The sequence below is a fragment of the Streptomyces wedmorensis genome, from assembly GCF_000716445.1.
GTDB classification, from domain to species: domain Bacteria; phylum Actinomycetota; class Actinomycetes; order Streptomycetales; family Streptomycetaceae; genus Streptomyces; species Streptomyces wedmorensis.
Genome location: NZ_JNWK01000011.1, coordinates 74,930 through 92,005, shown reverse-complemented (window position 1 = coordinate 92,005; position 17,076 = coordinate 74,930). Strand labels below are relative to the sequence as shown.

Sequence of the window (17,076 nt, the reverse complement as noted above, 5' to 3'; positions counted from 1 at the left end):
GGGCATCGAAGACCGGCAGGCGGCAACGGACAGCTGTGGAGGCTGAGATGGAAGCGATCGTGTACGAGGAGTTCGGCGGCCCCGAGGTGCTGCGCCACGCGACCGGTGTCGCCGTGCCGGAGCCCGGCCCGGGCGAGGTCAGGGTCAAGGTGGCGGCGGTCGGGCTCAACCCGGTGGACTGGAAGCGCCGTTACGGCTGGGTCGAGGAGTTCTACCCGACGACCTTCCCCGCCGTTCCCGGCCTGGAGTTCGCCGGAACCGTCGACGCGCTGGGCGAGGGCGTCACCGATCTGGCCGTCGGCGACGAGGTCCTCGGCTGGACCAAGACCGGCGCCTACGCCGAGTACGCCATCGCCGGCACCGTCGCCCCCAAGCCCGCCGGGCTCTCCTGGGAGGCCGCCGCGAGCCTCCCGGTGGCCGGCGAGACCGCGCAGCGGGTCCTGGACCTGATCGGCGTACGGGAGGGCGAGACGCTGTTCCTGCACGGCGCCGCCGGTGTCGTCGGCTCGGTCGCCGTCCAGCTCGCGGTCGCGGCCGGGATCACGGTCGTCGGCAGCGCCTCCGAGTCCAACCACGCGTACCTGCGCGAACTCGGCGCCATCCCGGTCGCGTACGGGGACGGCCTGGCCGACCGGGTCAGGGCCGCCGCCCCGGACGGCGTCGACGCCGTCTTCGACGCGGCGGGCCACGGCGTGCTGCCGGTCGCCATCGAGCTCCTGGGCGGCGAGGGCACGGCCGACAAGAACCGGATCGCGACCATCGCGGCGACCGACGCCGCCGAGTTCGGCATCACCTTCTCGGGCGTCACCGGCGCCCCCGACGCCGTACGGCGCGGGCTCACCGCCCAGGCCCGGCTGGCGGCCGAAGGCACCCTCACGGTCCGCCTGGCCGACACCCTCCCCCTCAAGGAGGCCGCCCGCGCCCAGGAGTCGAGCGAGTCGGGCCACGTGCGCGGCAAGCTCGTCCTCATCCCTTAAGGACCACCCCGCGGCGGCGTCGGGTGAGATCATCCGTCTCCCGTGAGTACGGGACCCCGACCGTGGAAGGCGACGACGATGTACGCGATATCCCTGGGTGACGACGGCGCGGAGATGCGCCCGCTCGAACCGTGGCAGGCCGACGAGTTCCTCGCGCACATGGACCGCGGGCGCGAGTTCATCGGCGCCCGCAACGGGCTCCCCGACGTCGTGACCGACCTGGAGTCCAGCCGCGCCTTCCTCCGCCTCTACGCGGAGAAGGTCGCCGCCGACACCGGCCGCATCCACGGCATCTGGTCCGACGGCACCCTCGTCGGCGCCGTCATCCTCCGCCGGCTCGACACCGCCGCCGGATACGCCGAGGCCGGCTGCTGGCTGGAGCCCGCGGCCGTCGGCAAGGGCCTCGTGACGCGGGCCGCGCACGCCCTCATCGACTGGGCGATCACGGTACGCGGCGTCCACCGGGTCGAGTGGATCGTCTCCTCCGACAACCTGCCGAGCATCGCCGTCGCCCGGCGTCTCGGCATGACCCTCGACGGCGTCCTCCGCGAGTCCTACTCCTACCGCGGCGCCCGCCACGACCAGCAAATCTGGTCCACCCTCGCCCCCACCTGGCGCCCCCTCCCCACCCCCTAGCCCCGCGTCGTGCGCCCGCGCCCGAGGGCGCCGAGGGGGCCGAGGGGCGCGGCCCCGGGGGTGTGGGCCCGACGGGGCCCGGGGCGGAGGCTCCACACCGTGGGGGCCCGTGGGGGCGGGTGGGGCGATGACCCGGCTCCGACCCTTGTCACCGCCCCGTCGTCCCACCATGACCGCTCAGCGGACGAGGCGCCACGCGGGAAGGACCGAAGAGGCTACGGCGACGGCCGCGCAGACGGCGGTGGAGGCGAGGACGGGGGCCCAGGGGAGGGCGAGGGCGGGGGGCGCGGAGAGGACGGAGAGCCCGGCGCCGAGGGTGCCGAGGACGGCGGCGGTGACGGCGAGGCCGAGGGCGGCGCCGATGGCGACGGCGAGCGCCGATTCGCCGGCCACCGTGCGGAGGACCTGGGCCCGGGTGGCTCCGGCGAGGCGGAGTGAGGCGAGTTCGCCGCCGCGTACGGAGGTGGCCATGAGGAGCGTGTTGGCGAGGCCGATGACCGTGTAGACGAGGGCGATGCCGAGGACGAGGATCATGCCGAGCCGGGTCTGCGGGTTGCCCGCGGGGTGTGTGGCGGCGGCCCACGCGTCGGCGGTCCTGACGGTTCCGCCGCCGGCTTCGAGGGCTCGTGCGGTGGCCGTGCCGCCGCCGCGGGCGTCGATGCGGTCGAGGGTGGCGCCGGGCGCGTTCGCCGGGGTCACGTAGGGACCGTTGTCGCCGGTGCCGAGGGCGAGGACGGCCGCGACCCGGAGTCGTACCGGGCCGCTGCCGTCGGCCCGCCACACTTCGACGGTCTCGCCGACCCGGTGCCGTTCGAACTCTTCGTTGACGACGATCGACCGGTCGTCGAGGTCTCTCAGGTCGCCGGCGACGACGGGCAGCCGGGCGAGTGACGCGAAGGCCGCCGGGTCGGCGACCGCCCGTGCCCCGTACTTCACGACCGCCTCGTCTCCGTCCCGTACGAAGACGGAGGTCGCCCCGGTGGCGGAGAGGACGGCTCCGGCCGGTGCCGTCACGGGCCGCAACTCCGTTCCGCTCGCCACGTACTGAGCCGTAGTCTGCTCCCGCGCTTCGGCTCCACGCGCGCGCGTGACGCTCGTCGCCGAGCCGAAGAGGGTCCCGGCGAGCGCCACGGTCACCAGGACGGGCGCGGCGACGGCGGCGGTGCGGCGTACGGAGGCCGCGCTGTTCTCCCGCACGAGGGTCGCCACGGCGCCGCGGAGGCGCAGGAGCCGGGCTGTGGGCCGCACGAGCAGCGGGGAGAGCAGGGCGACGCCGCCGATCAGGAGCATGGGCAGGGTCGTGTACGTCTTCCGTTTGAGCAGCTCGGACGGCTCGGTGGCGTACGTCCAGGCCAGCATCGCGATCCCGGCCAGGAGCAGTCCGGTGCCGAGCACGGCCCGGCCGGGGGGCAGGGTGTCCGTGTCGACGTCGGCTTCGCGCAGCACGGCTGTCGGGCCCACTTTTCCGGCGCGCCGAGAGGCGGCCAGGGCCCCGGTGAGGGCGACGGTCACTCCTGTCCAGAAGGCCGCGTGGAAGGGCCAGCCGGCTGTGCCGATCGTGAACCACGCGGGCGCGAGGCCGCCGTCCACGAGGGTGCGGGCCAGCAGGGGCGCCCCCAGGGCGCCGAGCGCGCATCCGGTGGCCGAGGCGGCCACGCCGAGCACGGCCGCCTCGGTGAGCAGGAGCCGCCGGACCTGCCCCGGGGTGGCTCCGGCGGTCCGGAGCAGCCCGAACTCGCGTCGGCGCAGCGCGACGGCGAACGCGAACGTGGAGGCGACGACGAACACCGACACGAAGGCGGTCACCCCGCCGGAGGTGCCGAGCAGCGCGTTCAGGGCCGTGAGGGCCCGTGCGTCGCGCTCGGGATCAGGGTCGGCGCGCACCCGGTCGGCGCCGGTGAGCACCTGTGCGCGGTCCCCGACGACCGCCTTGACCTCGTCGGCGGGCGCGTCCACACCGACGGCGTCGGGGCCGCCGCCGTCCGCGGTCCGGCCTCCGGGGCCGTCGTGTCCGGCGGCGGACGGGTTCACGGTCACCGTCCAGCGCGCGCGGAGTTCCCGCAGCACTTCTTTGTCCACAGCTTGTGGACGGTCGAGCTGCCGCGCCACGGGCACGGTGTCGGGTCCCCGCCGCACGTCGAGCACCAGCCGGTCCCGGCCCTGCACCACCACGGGCGACGAGGCGAACCGCTGAGGAGAACGCTCGGGCGCGTGGAAAGTGGCGGAGAGGCCCAGGCCCATCGTGGTGAGCAGTCCCACCCCGAGGGAGAGCGCGACGAATCCGCCGAGGAACGAGGCCCAGCGGGCCCGCAACCCGGTCACGACGACGGTCAGCACGCGAGCCTCCCCACCGGGGAGCCGTCGGCGACACCCGCTCCGGTGCCCGTCCCGGCCCCTTCGGCCGCCCCGCCGCTCGTCTCGAGCCCGGCCATCCGGGCGGCGACCGTCTCCACCGTGGGGGAGGGGAGTTCGCCGGCGAGGCGTCCGTCGACGAGGAAGACGACGCGGTCGGCGCGGGCCGCGGCCGCGGGGTCGTGGGTGACCATGACGATGGTCTGTCCGTCGCGGTCGACGAGGTCCCGGAGCATGCCGAGGACCTCGCGGCTCGTGGTCGAGTCCAGCGCGCCGGTCGGCTCGTCGCCGAAGAGGACGGCGGGCCGGGTGATCAGGGCCCGGGCGATCGCGACGCGTTGCTGTTGTCCGCCGGAGAGTTCGCCGGGGCGGTGCCGTTCGCGCCCGGCGAGACCCACGCGCGCGAGTGCCTCCCGTACCTCCGTGCGGGAGGGGCGGCGGCCGGCGAGCCGGAGCGGCAGGGCGACGTTCTGCGCGGCGGTCAGGGAGGGCAGCAGGTTGAAGGACTGGAAGACGAAGCCGATGCGGTCGCGCCGCAGGAGGGTGAGGCGCCGTTCGCTCAGTCCGTCGAGGGCGACGCCGCCGACCTCCACGCTTCCGGCGGTGGGCCGGTCGAGCCCGGCGGCGCACTGCAGGAGCGTGGACTTGCCTGAGCCCGACGGGCCCATGACGGCGGTGAAGGTCCCGGCGGCGAAGTCGAGGTCGACGCCGTCGAGGGCGCGGACGTCCCGGTGGTGCCGGCTGAGCCCGCGGAGCCGTACGGCGACGGCGCCGGCGGCGGTGGCTTCGGTGGTCGTGGTCATGACTCAAGCGAACCGTTTCGGCCCGTCCGGATCACGACCGCTGAGGGGCGTCCCGGGGGTATGCCTGGCCCTACCCCTCGCGTACCGCCTTCACGAACACGTCCAGGGCGTCGAGGGGTTCGCGTCCGCCGAGCAGGGTGCGCAGGTCGCTCTCGACGCCCGTGCCGTCGAGGAAGCCGTGGGCGATCGCCGAGTACGTGCTCGCCAGCATCGGGACCTGGAAGGGCACGGCCCCGGAGGCGGCGACGGCGGCGCGGGCGTCCGCGAGCGTGCCGGGGGCGTACGCGGCGCCCAGTGCCTCCGCCAGGTCGGCGCCGCCGAGGGGGCGGTCGCCGACGAGTTCGTAGACGCGGCCGCGGTGGGCGGCGGGGTCCGTGGCGACGGAGACGGCGATGTCGGCGAGGTCCGCGCGGGCGACGGCGGCGAGCCGGCCGTCCCCGAGGGGCCCGGTGATCCGGTTCTCGGCGTCGGGCGCGGCGATCCAGGTGAGGAACTCGGCGTAGAGGCCGTTGCGCAGGATCGTCCAGTCGAGGGTGGCCGACCGCCGCAGCCGACGCTCGGTCCAGCGGTGGGCGAGGGCGTACGTGAGGTGGTCGCCGTCGCCGGAGAGGCTCGTGTAGACGACGTGCCGGACGCCCGCGTGCTCGGCCGCCGAGATCGCGGCCTCGTGGCGGGCGACGACGGTGTCGTCCTCGCCGTACCCGGCGGAGATCAGCAGCAGCGTCTCCACCCCGGCGAAGGCCTCCGGCAGGGTCTCCGGCGCGTCGAAGTCGAGCCGGCGGGTGCCCGGCAGCCCGGCGCGGGTGCCGAGGACGACGTCGTCGCGGCCGGCGAGCCGTTCGGCGACGAGCGCCCCGAGCGCGCCGGAGACACCGGTGACGAGCAGCATGCGTTCCCCCTGGGGTCGTGATGGCTGAGACCATCGTGGGGGGACGGACACCTGTGCGGAAGGAGGCACATTCATGTCGGAGGGGCACACGGAGGTAACCACCGAGCCCTTGGTCAGCTGTGCCGAGGACTGCGGGGTGCGGGACGTCCAGGACCGTCTCGGCGACAAGTGGACCGTGCACGTGGTCGTCGAACTCGCTCCGGGACCACGTCGGTTCAGGGAGCTCCAGCGGCTGGTCACCGGCATCTCGCAGCGGATGCTGACCCTGACGCTGCGCCGCCTCGAACGCGACGGCCTCGTCTCCCGGACGGTCTACCCGACGACCCCGCCGCAGGTGGAGTACGCGCTGACGGAGACCGGCCACAGCATGACGCACCTGATCAAGCAGCTCGTCGACTGGTCGCTCGACCACCGTGCGGTGATCGCCCGGTCACGCGAGCGCTGGGACGCGGGAGGCGCCGGAGGTGCGGGAAGCGTCGGAGCCGCGAGGGGCGACGCGACGGACGCGACGGGCGCGACGGACGCGACGGGCGCGACGGATGCGACGGACGCGACGGGCGCGACGGATGCGACGGGCGCGACGGGCACGAGGGGCACGAGGGGCACGAGGGGCACGAGAGGCACGAGGACCGCATGAGCAGCACGATCGACAAGGCCTTCGAGGCGCTGTACGCGAGCGACGACGGGTCGCTCGACACGGCGGCGTCGCTGCTCGCCGCCGACCGGGGCGCGGACGGCGAACTGGCCAGGCGCGGCGAGGAGTTCCTGCGCACCCTGTGGGGCAGGGGCTGGCAGCCGGCCGACCTGGCCCGGACGGCCCGGCGGGAGCTGGCGGACGAGCACGTGCGCCTGCTCGCCGCCCTCATCAGGACGGAGACGGCCGGGTACGGCAGGCTGCCGCACCGCTGGCAGGCGCAGCTCGACGAGCTGGACGACGCGGCCGTGCGGCCGGCCGACCGCTTCTCGCACGCGACGACCGTCCTGGAGCTGTACCGGCTCCTGGTCCGGCTGCCGCGACTCGACGCCGTCGGCCCGGTGCCGGGCGAGGCGCTGCCGCCGGCTGCCGTGGGGGAGCCGCGGATGCTCACCCGGATCAGGGCGCTCCTGGCCAAGGCGGAGGCGACCGGCTATCCCGAGGAGGCGGAGGCGCTGACGGCCAAGGCCCAGGAGCTGATGGCCCGGCACAGTCTGGACGAGGCGACGCTCGCGGCGGGCGCCCCGTCGCCGGAGACGCCCGGCGCGATCCGCATCGGCGTGGAGCCGCCGTACGAACAGGCGAAGGCGATCCTGCTCGACGCGGTCGCCACGGCGAACCACTGCCGGGCCGTGTGGAACGAGACGTACGCCTTCTCGACGGTGGTCGGCTTCGAGGCGGACCTGGATCCGGTCGAGCTGCTGTACACGTCGCTGCTCGTCCAGGGGACGGCGGCGATGACGCGGGCGGAGGCGGAGCAGCGGGCGGGCGGCCGCAAGCGCACGAAGTCCTTCCGGCAGTCGTTCCTGCTCGCGTACGCCAACCGGCTGGGCGCCCGTCTCGCGTCGACGTCCCGCCGGGTCGCCGCCGAGGCCCCCTCGCTCCTGCCCGCCCTCGCGTCGCGGGACCTCGCCGTCACCAGCCGCACCGACGAGCTCTTCCCCGAGACCCGCACCACCCGCGTCCGGGCGGCCTGGGACGAGGCGGGCTGGAACCACGGAGCCTCGGCCGCCGACCAGGCCGGACTCCACCCCGACCACCGCTCCCTCCGGGACGGCGGGGCGCCCTAGGGCCGGTCCGGAAAGCCCCGTCCGGCTCGCGGCGCCCGGCACGCACGATCGCCGTTCCGGTCAGGCCTCAGGCCTCAGGCCTCAGGCCTCAGGGCGAGGGGCGATGGGTGAAATGCCGGTTTCATGGGGGATCGCGGATACGCTCGGCGCATGAGCTGGCTTCGGGCGTTGAAGGCGACCTCCCGCTCGGGGCTCACCGTGGAGCGGCGGCCGCTCGAGCCCGTCATCGCGGCGAGGGCCGCGCTGGGCCTGGCGTTGGTCGTGGGGTTCTCGCTCGCGTTCTTCGGGCCGGCCGTCGCCGCGTCGTCGGCGTTCGGCGCGTTCCAGGCGGCCATCGCCACCTTCCAGCGTTCGTGGCGGCCCCGCCCCACGCTGGCCCTCGCGTCCGGGGCGAGCCTCGCCGTGTCGACGTTCATCGGCTATCTCACCGGCGCGCACGAGGTGCTGTTCCTGGCGCTGCTGCTCTCCTGGACGTTCGTCTCGGGCCTGGCCTGGGCCGCGGGCCCGACCGCCGGGATCATCGCCTCGTCCAACGTGGCGATCATGCTGGTGACGGTCACGCTGCCCACGTCCGTGGCCACGGCCGCCGGCCACGCCGCCATGATCTTCGCCGGCGGTGTCGTGCAGGCCGCGCTGGTGGTGCTCCTGCCCGTCCGCCGCTGGGGCGCCCAGCGCGACGCCCTGGCGGACGCGCTGGCCGCGGAGGCCGACTACGCGCGCCGGCTCCGGCACGACCCGGTCGCGCCCTTCGACCCCGTCCCCCTCATGACGGCCCGCAGCGCCGCCGCCGTGACGCCCCGCCAGGCTCGCCGCCGTCCGGCGGAACTGCACGGCGCCCGGGGGCTCGCCGAGCGCATCCGCCCGGTGCTCGCCTCGCTGGCGGATCCGGCGGTCGGGGTGCCGAAGGAGGGCCCGGAACGGGACCGCGTACGGGAGCTGCTCGCCGCGGCGGCCTCGCTCCTGGACGCCGCCGCCCACGCGATCCGGCACGGCGAACCGGTCACGCTCCCCGCGCCGGCCGTCGCCGCGCTCCGCACCCCCGACACGGGCAGGATCCTCTCCGGTCCCGCCCGCCGCGCGGCCCTCCGGCTCGCCGCCCTCCTCGGCGACGTCGTGGAGACGGCGGAGCCGCGTACGGAGACGTCTCCCCGGGCCGCCACCAGGACCCGGCCGACGCTCGTCCGCCTCGCGCCCGTCGTCGCCGCGAAGATGCGCGCCGAGCTGCGCCCCGACTCGCCCGTCCTGCGGCACGCGGTCCGGGTGTCGGCGGTCACGGCCGCCGGGTACCTGCTGGGCGCGGTGCTGCCGTTCGGGCACGGCTACTGGGCGCCGATGGCCTCGGTGATGGTGATGCGGCCGGACTTCTCGCAGACGTACGCGCGGTCGGTGGCCCGGTTCGGCGGCACGCTCGTCGGGGTGGCACTGGCGACGGCGGTGGTGCAGGGGGCGGACCCGGGGACGTACCTGTCCGCCGCGCTCGCGGTGCTGAGCGCCTTCGGGATGTACCTGCTGATGCGGTCGGGGTACGCGGCGAGCCAGGTCTTCGTCTCCGCGTACGTGGTGTTCCTGCTCGCCATGGACGGCGCGGGCCTGACCCAGACCGTGCGGGACCGGGTGCTCCTGACCCTCGTCGGCGGGCTCCTGGCGATGCTGGCGTACGCCGTCTACCCGGCTTGGGAGACCCCCCGGCTGCGCGGCCGGCTCGCGGACTGGCTGGCGGCGGTGGGCCGGTACGCGGCCGCCGTCGCCGCGCGGTACGCCGACCCGGTCGGCCCGGCCTGCCCCGATGTCCGGGAGGCGCTCCTGGACACCCGCACGGCCCGGGTCGCCTGGCAGGAGGCGCTGGCCCGGGCGACCCACGAGCCGGTGCGCCACCGGGGCCTGTCGCACGCGGCGGCGGAGCAGGCCGAGGACGCCCTCGCCGAGTTCGGCCGGGTGGCGATGCTGATGGAGGCCCACCTGCCGGAGCGCGGCGCCCCGCCCGTACCCCCCGCCGCGGCCCTGGCGGAAGCCCTGCGCCGGGCGACGGAGCGGGGCGCGAAGGAGGTGCGGGAGCACCGGGAGCCGCAGTGGGACGACCTGCGCGAGACGGTCGCCGCCTGGTCCGCCGACCCGCCGGACCACTTCCTGCTGCACAAGGGTTCCGCCCTCCTCCTGGAGGCCCTGGACGAGGTCACGGTGGCCCTGACGGCGTCCACGCGCGCGCGTTAGCCGGGGTTTGGCGGCACTGATGGCGGCCGGGCCGAAACGGCGTCCACGCGCGCGCGTCAGCCGGGCGTCACCAGGATGCCTTCCGTACTCCCGGCAGGAACCCCGCGTGTGCCTGTGCGCGGACGCGGACGCGGGACATGCCGAACTTCCGCAGGTGGCCCCGTGGCCGGCCGTCGACGGCGTCACGGTTGCGGACGCGGGTCGGGGAGGCGTCGCGGGGCTGGCCGGCCAGTTCCCGTACGGCAGCCTCGCGCTCGGCGGCCGGGGTGCCGGGGCGGCGGATGAGTTCCTTGAGTCCGGCCCGCCGTCCGGCGTACCGAGCGACGACGGCCTTCCGGTGTTCGTTGCGTGCGATCTTGCCGCGCTTGGCCATCAGACCTTCCCTCCGCGTGCCCGGATGCGGGCGACCGCCGCCTCCACGCCGATGGCGTCGACGGTCTTGATCGCGCGGGCGCTCAGGGTCAGCCGTACGTGCCGGCCCTCGCTGGGCAGCCAGTAGCGCTTGTGCTGGATGTTGGGGTCGAAGCGGCGCGAGGTGCGCCGGTGGGAGTGCGAGATCCGGTTGCCGAATCCGGGCCGTGCGCCGGTGAGCTGGCAGTGGGCGGACAAGGGTGACCTACCTCTCCGAGAAGATATTGGAAATGGGAACCATTTTCATTTACTCTACACACCATGGCACGCAACGAACTCCGCCCCGTGGTCAAGCTCCGGTCCACCGCGGGCACCGGATTCATCTACGTCACCCGCAAGAACCGCCGCAACGACCCCGACCGCCTCACCCTGCGCAAGTTCGACCCGGTCGCCGGCCGTCACGTCGACTTCCGAGAGGAGCGCTGAACCCCCGTGAAGCCCGGAATCCACCCCCCGTACGAGCCCGTCGTCTTCCGCGACAAGGCCGGCGGCTTCGCCTTCCTCACCCGCTCCACGCTCACCAGTGAGAAGACCGTGGAGTGGGAGGACGGGCACACCTATCCCGTCGTCGACGTCGAGATCTCCTCGGCGAGCCACCCCTTCTACACGGGCACCGCGCGCGTCCTGGACACCGCGGGCCGCGTGGAGCGCTTCGAGAAGCGCTACGGAACGCGCGCCGGCGCCCCCGGGGCAGCCGGCTGATGCTCACCGTCGCCCTCGTCGGAGGACTGCACTCCGACGCCCGCCGCGCTGCCGTGGACCGGCTCCTGGCCGACGTCCCCGGCAGCGTGGCGCTCCACCACGACCTCGCGACGGCCCCGGAGACCGGGACCGTCGTCCGTACCGTCCGCGACGCCACCGGCCTCCTCTCGACGGGCGAGACCCCGCTCGTCGACGACTGCGCCTGCTGCGCCCTGCGCGAGGACCTCGTCCCCGAACTCGAACGGCTCCGCGCCGCCGGCCTCACCCGCCTCGCGGTCGTCGAGCTCTGGGACTCGGTCGAACCCAGGACCATGGCCGAGGTCGTCGCGGCCGCCGGGCTGCGCATCGGCGCCGTCGTCACCGCCGTCGACCCGGCCCTCCTCCTGCCGTACCTCGGCAACGGCGACGACCTCGCGGACGTCGGCCTCGCCGCGGCCGCCACCGACCGCCGCACGGTCGCGGACACCTGGGCGCGCCAGCTGGAGTACGCGCCCGTCCTGGCCGTCGTCGACAGCCCGGAGGCCGACGCCGGGGACCGTGCACTGCTCGACCAGCTGCACCCCACCGCCCGGCGGATCCCCGTCGAGGGGGCCGGGCTGCTCGCCGCGGCCGCGTTCGCGGGCTTCGACGTGGAGGCCGCGGCCGCCGCCCAGCATCCGGCCTGCGCGCTGCTGCCGCAGGAGGCGGAGCGGCACGGCGTCGGCACGTACGTCTGGCGCCACCACCGGCCCTTCCATCCGGAGCGGCTCTACGCCGCGCTGGAGGGCCTCACCTGCGCGGCCGCCCGCAGTCGCGGCAGGTTCTACCTGGCGGACCGGCCCGACACCCTGCTCGCCTGGGACGCGGCCGGCGGTGCGCTCTGCGTGGAGAGCGCCGGGCCGTGGCTGGCTTCGCTGCCCGACGCCGCCTGGGAGGAGGTCCCGCCGGTCCGCAGGGCGGCCGCGGCCCTCGACTGGCACCCGGAGCACGGCGACCGCTGCCAGCACCTCGTCTTCACCTCGCCCGGCCTCGACCGCGAGGGCCTCGACGAACTCCTCTGCTCCTGCCTCCTCACGGACGCCGAGTACGCGGCGGGCCGCGACTCCTGGAAGGGCCTCGCGTCCGCCTTCGACGCGGTGCTGGGGGTCTGACGCGGCCAGGGGCGGCTGCGCGGCGGCCCTCTCGGGCGGAGTGGAGATCGGGAACCGTAGGATCGCGAAGGGAACCGTACGGGCCGTCAGGAACGTCTGATCAGGGGAACTTGGCTCGTGGGCGCCGGTGGCACGCTGTGTCGCGTAGCCACTACGCCACCCCTCGTGCACGTGCATCTGCTCATGCATCGGCATGTGAACACAGCTATGATCCGAGGAAGTTGACACCTGCACCAAGTGACTCGGGGAGCTTCCAGTGCACCATGCGCATCACGCGTACAACGGCATGGCGGCCACGGAGCTGCGCGGTGTCGTGTGGCAGAAGAGCAGGCACAGCAACTCCCAGGGCTCCTGCGTGGAGTTCGCCAAACTCCCCGGGGGAAACGTCGCCGTGCGCAACTCGCGCCATCCCGACGGGCCCGCCCTCGTCTACACGCCCGCGGAGATAGAGGCACTCCTGCTGGGCGTCAAGGACGGGGAGTTCGACCACCTGGTGTGACCGGCGCGGGCGGCGCGGGACATGACGAGGGAAGGGCCCCGGCGGTGTGCGCCCGGGCCCTTCCGTATGACTCGTGCACGCCTCGCGCACCCGTCGGGTGCTACTCCGGACCGATCCGGAACAGTGCCCACACCACCTTGCCCTGGAGGGTTCCGGCGAGCGGGTGCCAGCCCCAGCTGTCGCTGAAGGAGTCCACCAGGAACAGTCCGCGGCCCGACTCGGCGGAGAAGTCCTCCTCGCCGCCGCGCGCCTCCGGGCTCTCGCCGCTGGGGTCGCGCACGGCGCACACCAGGCGCGAGGCCCAGCGCATGAGGTGCAGCCGGACCGGCGGGTTCTGGCCTTCTTCCTGGGGTGCGTCGGTGGGTACTGCGTGGCGCAGGGCGTTGGTGACGAGCTCGGAGACGACCAGGGCCACGTCGTCGAAGCGTTCGGTCAGCTCCCAGCGGTCGAGCGTCGCACTGGTGAACTTCCGGGCCCCGCGCACGGCTTCGTACCGGGCGGGAAGGGCGCAGGAGGCGGAAGTGGAGACGGCGCCGGGATCGAGCGGCGGTAGGCCCTGCCGTAAAGGCTCGAGCACGGTCGATCCATTCGTCCCCATGCGAGGCACTCCCGGGAATCGCGACTGTGGTGCGACAACACGAACGAGTACGCGGCTGCGCGGGGTCCATGGTTCCGAATGCGCCCACTGGATGCAAGGGCAGATGCACGTGCACGCGCCGGACCTGTCCGTCCCCGTGCCGAATCTGTGCATAAGTCGTCCACTCGGCGAGGGGAACTTTCCGCGATGTGCGTGCGCTGTGCCCGCGCCTGCCCGAATCTCGCCGCCATTCCGTAATCGAATGTGTACGCGCTGAAGCGTTTGGTGGCAGAATCCGGGGCTCGACGGGGGCTCGACACCGTAAAGGGGAGGCTGGGAGCCGTGACCGCAGGCGAATCGAGCGGAGCGAGCGGGAGTGTGGTGCGGCGCATCCTGCTGGGCTCCCAGCTGAGGCGGTTGCGCGAGTCGCGCGGGATCACCCGCGAGGCGGCCGGCTATTCGATCCGGGCCTCCGAATCCAAGATCAGCCGTATGGAGTTGGGGCGGGTGAGCTTCAAGGCCAGGGACGTCGAGGATCTGCTCACGCTGTACGGAGTCGGGGACGAGGCCGAGCGCGGCTCGCTCCTCGGGCTCGCCCGCGAGGCCAACGTCGCCGGCTGGTGGCACAGTTTCGGCGACGTCCTGCCCGGCTGGTTCCAGACGTACATCGGACTGGAAGGCGCCGCCTCCCTCATCCGCGTCTACGAAGTCCAGTTCGTCCACGGCCTGTTGCAGACCGAGGCGTACGCCCAGGCCGTCGTCACCCGCGGCATGCCCGACGCCCCGCGCGCCGAGATCGACCGCCGCGTCGCGCTGCGCCTTGAGCGCCAGAAGGTGCTCGTGTCCGAGCGCGCCCCGCAGTTCCACGCCGTCCTCGACGAAGCCGCGCTGCGCCGCCCGTACGGCGACCGGACCGTCATGCGGGAGCAGTTGAAGCACCTCATCGAGATCTCCGAGCACCCCGGCGTCACGCTCCAGGTCATGCCCTTCAGCTTCGGCGGCCACGCCGGCGAGAGCGGCGCCTTCACGATGCTGAGCTTCCCCGAGTCCGACCTCTCCGACATCGTCTACCTGGAGCAGCTCACCAGCGCCCTCTACCTCGACAAGCGCGAGGAGGTCGCCCAGTACCAGCGGGTGATGGAGAAGCTCCAGAAGGACGGTCCGGATCCGGCCGAAAGTCGTGACCTTCTCCGGGGTCTCCTCCAACTCTCCTGATACATCAGTACGATGACGCAACATCAGTCGCACTGCAGGTAGCGGGTAGAGGGGTCTTCCACCATGTCGCACTTCACCGACCTGGCCCACCAGTACATCGACGGCGAGTGGAAGCCGGGCAGCGGCTCGTGGGACATCATCGACTTCAACCCGTACACCGGGGAGAAGCTCGCCTCGATCACGGTCGCCACCGCCGACGAGGTCGACCGGGCCTACCGGGCCGCCGAGCGCGCCCAGGCCGTGTGGGCCGAGACCAACCCGTACACCCGCCGGCTCGTCTTCGAGCGCGCGCTGCGGATCGTCGAGGACCGCGAGGAGGAGATCGCCGAGACGATCGTCGCCGAACTCGGCGGCACCCGCCTCAAGGCGGCCTTCGAGCTGCACCTCGCCAAGGAGTTCCTGCGCGAGGCGATCCAGCTGGCGCTGCGCCCCGAGGGCCGCATCCTGCCCTCGCCGGTCGACGGCAAGGAGAACCGCGTCTACCGCGTCCCGGTCGGCGTCGTCGGCGTCATCTCCCCCTTCAACTTCCCCTTCCTCCTGTCGATCAAGTCGGTCGCGCCCGCGCTCGCGCTCGGCAACGCGGTCGTCCTCAAGCCGCACCAGAACACCCCGATCTGCGGCGGCACCCTCGTCGCCAAGGTCCTGGAGGAGGCCGGTCTGCCGGCCGGTCTGCTGAACGTCGTCGTCACCGACATCGCCGAGATAGGCGACGCCCTGCTGACCCACCCCGTCCCGAAGGTCATCTCCTTCACCGGCTCCGACAAGGTCGGCCGCCACGTCGCCACGGTCTGCGCGCAGAACTTCAAGCACGCGGTGCTCGAACTCGGCGGCAACAGCGCCCTGATCGTCCTCGACGACGCCGACGTCGACTACGCGGTCGACGCGGCCGTCTTCAGTCGCTTCGTGCACCAGGGGCAGGTCTGCATGGCCGCCAACCGCATCCTGGTGGACCGCACGCTGGAGGAGGAGTTCACGGAGAAGTTCGTGGCGAAGGTGAAGACCCTGCGCGTCGGCGACCCGGCCGACCCCGCCACCCACATCGGCCCGCTCATCAACTCCCAGCAGGCGGAGTCCGTCTCCTCGCTCGTCGACCAGACGGTGGCGGCCGGCGCGACGGCCCTGCTGCACGGCACCGTCGACGGCAACCTCGTCTCCCCGTCCGTCCTCACCGGCCTCGCCGCCGACGCCCCGGTCCTCAGCCAGGAGATCTTCGGCCCGGTCGCCCTCGTCGTCCCCTTCGACGGCGAGGAGGAGGCCGTGCGGATCGCCAACGACACTCCGTACGGGCTCAGCGGCGCCGTCCACACCGGGGACGTCGAGCGGGGCGTACGGGTCGCCAAGCGCATCCACACCGGCATGATCCACATCAACGACGGCACCGTGCACGACGAGCCGATCGTGCCCTTCGGCGGTGAGAAGCACTCCGGCATCGGGCGGCTCAACGGCGACGCGATGGTGGACGCGTTCACCACCCAGAAGTGGATCTCGATCCAGCACGGCCGCAGCCGCTTCCCCTTCTGACGGTCCCCTCCCGCAAGCCCGCCATTGAGGACAGCAGCTGTCCTCAATGGTCCGTAGCGTGGTCCGTGTCGAAAGAAGCCACGACCACGTGAGGCGGACACCATGGTTGCCCTTGTTCCCGCAGAGGCCCCCGGCGACGAGCGCGGCGCGTTCCTCAACTTCATCGAGGAGCAGCGCGCCGCGCTCCGCCGCGCACTCCACGGACTCACCGAGGAGCAGGCCGCCGGGCGGCCCAGCGCCAGCGAGCTCAGCCTCTCCGGCCTGCTCAAGCACGTCGCCGAGGTGGAGCTGAACTGGCTCCGGCTCGCCCAGCGGCGGCCGAACGAGCGGCAGCGCACCCAGGACACCTGGGGCGACGGCTTCCGTCTCGTCGGGGACGAGACGGTCCCGGAGATCGTCGCGTTCTGGGCGGGCGTGGCGAAGGAGACCGAGGACTTCGTCCGCACCGTGCCGAGCCTGGACGAGACCTTCCCGCTGCCGAAGGCGCCCTGGTTCCCCGAGGACGGACGGGTGTCGATCCGCTGGATGCTGCTCCACCTCGTGCAGGAAACGGGCCGGCACGCCGGGCACGCCGACATCATCCGCGAGTCCCTGGACGGCAGGACCTCCTTCGAGCTGATCGCGGCGGAGCGGGAGGAGCGGGGCGCGTGACCCCCGCGCGTACCCTGGTCAAAATTGACTAGGGAGGTGCGAGATGTCGGCGATCCGGCTTCTCGTCCTGGGCGCGGTCAAACAGCACGGCCGCGCCCACGGCTACCAGGTGCGCAACGACCTCGAGTACTGGGGCGCGCACGAGTGGTCCCAGGCCAAGCCCGGCTCGATCTACCACGCGCTGAAGCAGCTGGCGAAGCAGGGAATGCTGCACGCCCACGAGAGCGCGCCGAGCACGGTCGGCGGGCCGCCGCGCGTCGAGTACGAGCTGACGGAGCGGGGCACGGAGGAGTACTTCGCGCTGCTGCGCGAGGCGCTGACCACGTACGACCAGAAGATGGACGTCCTGTCGGCGGGCATCGGCTTCATCGTGGACCTGCCCCGGGAGGAGGCCGCGGAGCTGCTGCGCCGGCGGGTGCGGGCGCTCGACGAGTGGCGGGCCGCGGTCACGGAGTACTACACGCCGGAGGGCGGCCCCGGCCAGCTCGGGCACATCGGCGAGATCATGCACCTGTGGGTCCACTCGGCGGACGCGGGCAAGGAGTGGACGCTCGGTCTGATCGAGCGGATCGAGGGCGGGGCGTACGTGTTCGCGGGCGAGGGGGAGCCCTTCGTCGGCGTGCTCGCCGAGGGTGAGGAGAACCCCTTCGCGACCTGACCGGCCGCGGTAGGGAGCCTGCTCGGCGCGTTTGACGAGACCATCTCGTCAAGTTTGACTAGAGGGTATGGAGGGCATAC

At 73.4% G+C, this 17,076-nt stretch carries 18 protein-coding genes and 1 pseudogene; 13 read left to right on the top strand and 6 right to left on the bottom strand.

Annotated features, from left to right (window positions below; translation table 11 throughout):
- Positions 1 to 47: 47 nt before the first annotated feature.
- Positions 48 to 977 carry an NADP-dependent oxidoreductase gene (locus OO54_RS11980; RefSeq protein WP_033202839.1) on the top strand — a complete coding sequence of 310 codons (930 nt, stop codon included), beginning with the start codon at positions 48 to 50 and terminating at the stop codon, positions 975 to 977.
- 78 nt (positions 978 to 1,055) lie between these two features.
- Positions 1,056 to 1,613: a GNAT family N-acetyltransferase gene (locus OO54_RS11975; protein WP_033202838.1), complete on the top strand. Its 558-nt coding sequence runs from the start codon at positions 1,056 to 1,058 to the stop codon at positions 1,611 to 1,613.
- A gap of 177 nt (positions 1,614 to 1,790) precedes the next feature.
- On the opposite strand, the gene OO54_RS11970 is transcribed toward OO54_RS11975, so the two are convergent.
- The 3 genes from OO54_RS11970 to OO54_RS11960 all read right to left on the bottom strand — a co-directional run bounded on the left by OO54_RS11970 (position 1,791) and on the right by OO54_RS11960 (position 5,657).
- On the bottom strand, positions 1,791 to 3,950 hold the full coding sequence (locus OO54_RS11970; RefSeq protein WP_033202837.1) for an FtsX-like permease family protein: 2,160 nt from the start codon (positions 3,948 to 3,950) through the stop codon (positions 1,791 to 1,793).
- The gene (locus OO54_RS11965; RefSeq protein ID WP_033202836.1) at positions 3,944 to 4,768 is read right to left on the bottom strand and encodes an ABC transporter ATP-binding protein; all 825 of its coding nucleotides are present in this window, start codon (positions 4,766 to 4,768) and stop codon (positions 3,944 to 3,946) included. The genes OO54_RS11970 and OO54_RS11965 overlap by 7 nt, the downstream gene beginning before the upstream one ends.
- A 70-nt stretch (positions 4,769 to 4,838) precedes the next feature.
- Complete coding sequence (locus tag OO54_RS11960) at positions 4,839 to 5,657, bottom strand: NAD(P)H-binding protein (RefSeq protein ID WP_033202835.1); 819 nt, start codon at positions 5,655 to 5,657, stop codon at positions 4,839 to 4,841.
- 73 nt (positions 5,658 to 5,730) lie between these two features.
- On the opposite strand from OO54_RS11960, the pseudogene OO54_RS11955 reads away from it, so the two are divergent.
- From OO54_RS11955 to OO54_RS11945, 3 genes and pseudogenes are all read left to right on the top strand, one after another.
- Positions 5,731 to 6,108, top strand: a pseudogene (locus tag OO54_RS11955) (winged helix-turn-helix transcriptional regulator); the annotation flags it as partial.
- A gap of 182 nt (positions 6,109 to 6,290) precedes the next feature.
- Complete coding sequence (locus OO54_RS11950) at positions 6,291 to 7,421, top strand: DUF2786 domain-containing protein (protein ID WP_033202834.1); 1,131 nt, start codon at positions 6,291 to 6,293, stop codon at positions 7,419 to 7,421.
- Between the two features lie 150 nt (positions 7,422 to 7,571).
- Complete coding sequence (locus tag OO54_RS11945) at positions 7,572 to 9,632, top strand: FUSC family protein (RefSeq protein WP_033202833.1); 2,061 nt, start codon at positions 7,572 to 7,574, stop codon at positions 9,630 to 9,632.
- A 67-nt stretch (positions 9,633 to 9,699) separates the two neighbouring features.
- On the opposite strand, the gene rpsN is transcribed toward OO54_RS11945, so the two are convergent.
- Together rpsN and rpmB are read right to left on the bottom strand one after the other, a co-directional pair.
- A complete protein-coding gene (gene rpsN, locus OO54_RS11940) occupies positions 9,700 to 10,005 on the bottom strand; it encodes a 30S ribosomal protein S14 (RefSeq protein WP_033202832.1) in 306 nt (101 codons plus the stop codon).
- A complete protein-coding gene (gene rpmB / locus OO54_RS11935; protein WP_033202831.1) occupies positions 10,005 to 10,241 on the bottom strand; it encodes a 50S ribosomal protein L28 in 237 nt (78 codons plus the stop codon). Before rpmB ends, rpsN begins: the two co-directional genes overlap by 1 nt.
- 63 nt (positions 10,242 to 10,304) lie before the next feature.
- On the opposite strand from rpmB, the gene rpmG reads away from it, so the two are divergent.
- The 4 genes from rpmG (at position 10,305) to OO54_RS11915 (ending at position 12,374) form a co-directional block, all read left to right on the top strand.
- Positions 10,305 to 10,469 carry a 50S ribosomal protein L33 gene (rpmG, locus tag OO54_RS11930; RefSeq protein WP_033202830.1) on the top strand — a complete coding sequence of 55 codons (165 nt, stop codon included), beginning with the start codon at positions 10,305 to 10,307 and terminating at the stop codon, positions 10,467 to 10,469.
- A gap of 6 nt (positions 10,470 to 10,475) precedes the next feature.
- Entirely contained in the window at positions 10,476 to 10,745 is a 270-nt protein-coding gene (locus OO54_RS11925; protein WP_017240078.1) for a type B 50S ribosomal protein L31, read from the top strand.
- Positions 10,745 to 11,875 (top strand): GTP-binding protein, encoded by a 1,131-nt coding sequence (locus OO54_RS11920; RefSeq protein WP_033202829.1) that lies wholly within the window; start codon positions 10,745 to 10,747, stop codon positions 11,873 to 11,875. Before OO54_RS11925 ends, OO54_RS11920 begins: the two co-directional genes overlap by 1 nt.
- 286 nt (positions 11,876 to 12,161) lie before the next feature.
- A complete protein-coding gene (locus OO54_RS11915; RefSeq protein WP_030219358.1) occupies positions 12,162 to 12,374 on the top strand; it encodes a DUF397 domain-containing protein in 213 nt (70 codons plus the stop codon).
- 100 nt (positions 12,375 to 12,474) lie between these two features.
- Here OO54_RS11915 and OO54_RS11910 read toward each other — a convergent pair whose 3' ends face one another.
- Positions 12,475 to 12,972, bottom strand: coding sequence for an ATP-binding protein (locus tag OO54_RS11910; protein ID WP_017240075.1), 498 nt, complete (start codon positions 12,970 to 12,972; stop codon positions 12,475 to 12,477).
- A 321-nt stretch (positions 12,973 to 13,293) separates the two neighbouring features.
- On the opposite strand from OO54_RS11910, the gene OO54_RS11905 reads away from it, so the two are divergent.
- The 4 genes from OO54_RS11905 to OO54_RS11890 all read left to right on the top strand — a co-directional run bounded on the left by OO54_RS11905 (position 13,294) and on the right by OO54_RS11890 (position 16,996).
- Positions 13,294 to 14,166 carry a helix-turn-helix domain-containing protein gene (locus tag OO54_RS11905; RefSeq protein ID WP_078905159.1) on the top strand — a complete coding sequence of 291 codons (873 nt, stop codon included), beginning with the start codon at positions 13,294 to 13,296 and terminating at the stop codon, positions 14,164 to 14,166.
- Between the two features lie 63 nt (positions 14,167 to 14,229).
- A complete protein-coding gene (locus OO54_RS11900; RefSeq protein WP_033202828.1) occupies positions 14,230 to 15,687 on the top strand; it encodes an aldehyde dehydrogenase family protein in 1,458 nt (485 codons plus the stop codon).
- A 102-nt stretch (positions 15,688 to 15,789) separates the two neighbouring features.
- Positions 15,790 to 16,338 carry a DinB family protein gene (locus tag OO54_RS11895; protein WP_033202827.1) on the top strand — a complete coding sequence of 183 codons (549 nt, stop codon included), beginning with the start codon at positions 15,790 to 15,792 and terminating at the stop codon, positions 16,336 to 16,338.
- Positions 16,339 to 16,381: 43 nt separating this feature from the next.
- Positions 16,382 to 16,996 (top strand): PadR family transcriptional regulator, encoded by a 615-nt coding sequence (locus tag OO54_RS11890; RefSeq protein ID WP_017240071.1) that lies wholly within the window; start codon positions 16,382 to 16,384, stop codon positions 16,994 to 16,996.
- The last annotated feature ends 80 nt before the right edge of the window (positions 16,997 to 17,076 follow it).

Excerpts from the sequence above, each read along its gene's own strand:
- OO54_RS11980 (WP_033202839.1), top strand. The coding sequence starts at position 48 with ATGGAAGCGATCGTGTACGAGGAGTTCGGCGGCCCCGAGGTGCTGCGC.
- OO54_RS11975 (WP_033202838.1), top strand. The coding sequence starts at position 1,056 with ATGTACGCGATATCCCTGGGTGACGACGGCGCGGAGATGCGCCCGCTC.
- OO54_RS11965 (WP_033202836.1), bottom strand. The coding sequence starts at position 4,768 with ATGACCACGACCACCGAAGCCACCGCCGCCGGCGCCGTCGCCGTACGG.
- OO54_RS11960 (WP_033202835.1), bottom strand. The coding sequence starts at position 5,657 with ATGCTGCTCGTCACCGGTGTCTCCGGCGCGCTCGGGGCGCTCGTCGCC.
- OO54_RS11950 (WP_033202834.1), top strand. The coding sequence starts at position 6,291 with ATGAGCAGCACGATCGACAAGGCCTTCGAGGCGCTGTACGCGAGCGAC.
- OO54_RS11945 (WP_033202833.1), top strand. The coding sequence starts at position 7,572 with ATGAGCTGGCTTCGGGCGTTGAAGGCGACCTCCCGCTCGGGGCTCACC.
- rpsN (WP_033202832.1), bottom strand. The coding sequence starts at position 10,005 with ATGGCCAAGCGCGGCAAGATCGCACGCAACGAACACCGGAAGGCCGTC.
- rpmG (WP_033202830.1), top strand. The coding sequence starts at position 10,305 with ATGGCACGCAACGAACTCCGCCCCGTGGTCAAGCTCCGGTCCACCGCG.
- OO54_RS11920 (WP_033202829.1), top strand. The coding sequence starts at position 10,745 with ATGCTCACCGTCGCCCTCGTCGGAGGACTGCACTCCGACGCCCGCCGC.
- OO54_RS11915 (WP_030219358.1), top strand. The coding sequence starts at position 12,162 with ATGGCGGCCACGGAGCTGCGCGGTGTCGTGTGGCAGAAGAGCAGGCAC.
- OO54_RS11910 (WP_017240075.1), bottom strand. The coding sequence starts at position 12,972 with ATGGGGACGAATGGATCGACCGTGCTCGAGCCTTTACGGCAGGGCCTA.
- OO54_RS11900 (WP_033202828.1), top strand. The coding sequence starts at position 14,230 with ATGTCGCACTTCACCGACCTGGCCCACCAGTACATCGACGGCGAGTGG.
- OO54_RS11895 (WP_033202827.1), top strand. The coding sequence starts at position 15,790 with ATGGTTGCCCTTGTTCCCGCAGAGGCCCCCGGCGACGAGCGCGGCGCG.
- OO54_RS11890 (WP_017240071.1), top strand. The coding sequence starts at position 16,382 with ATGTCGGCGATCCGGCTTCTCGTCCTGGGCGCGGTCAAACAGCACGGC.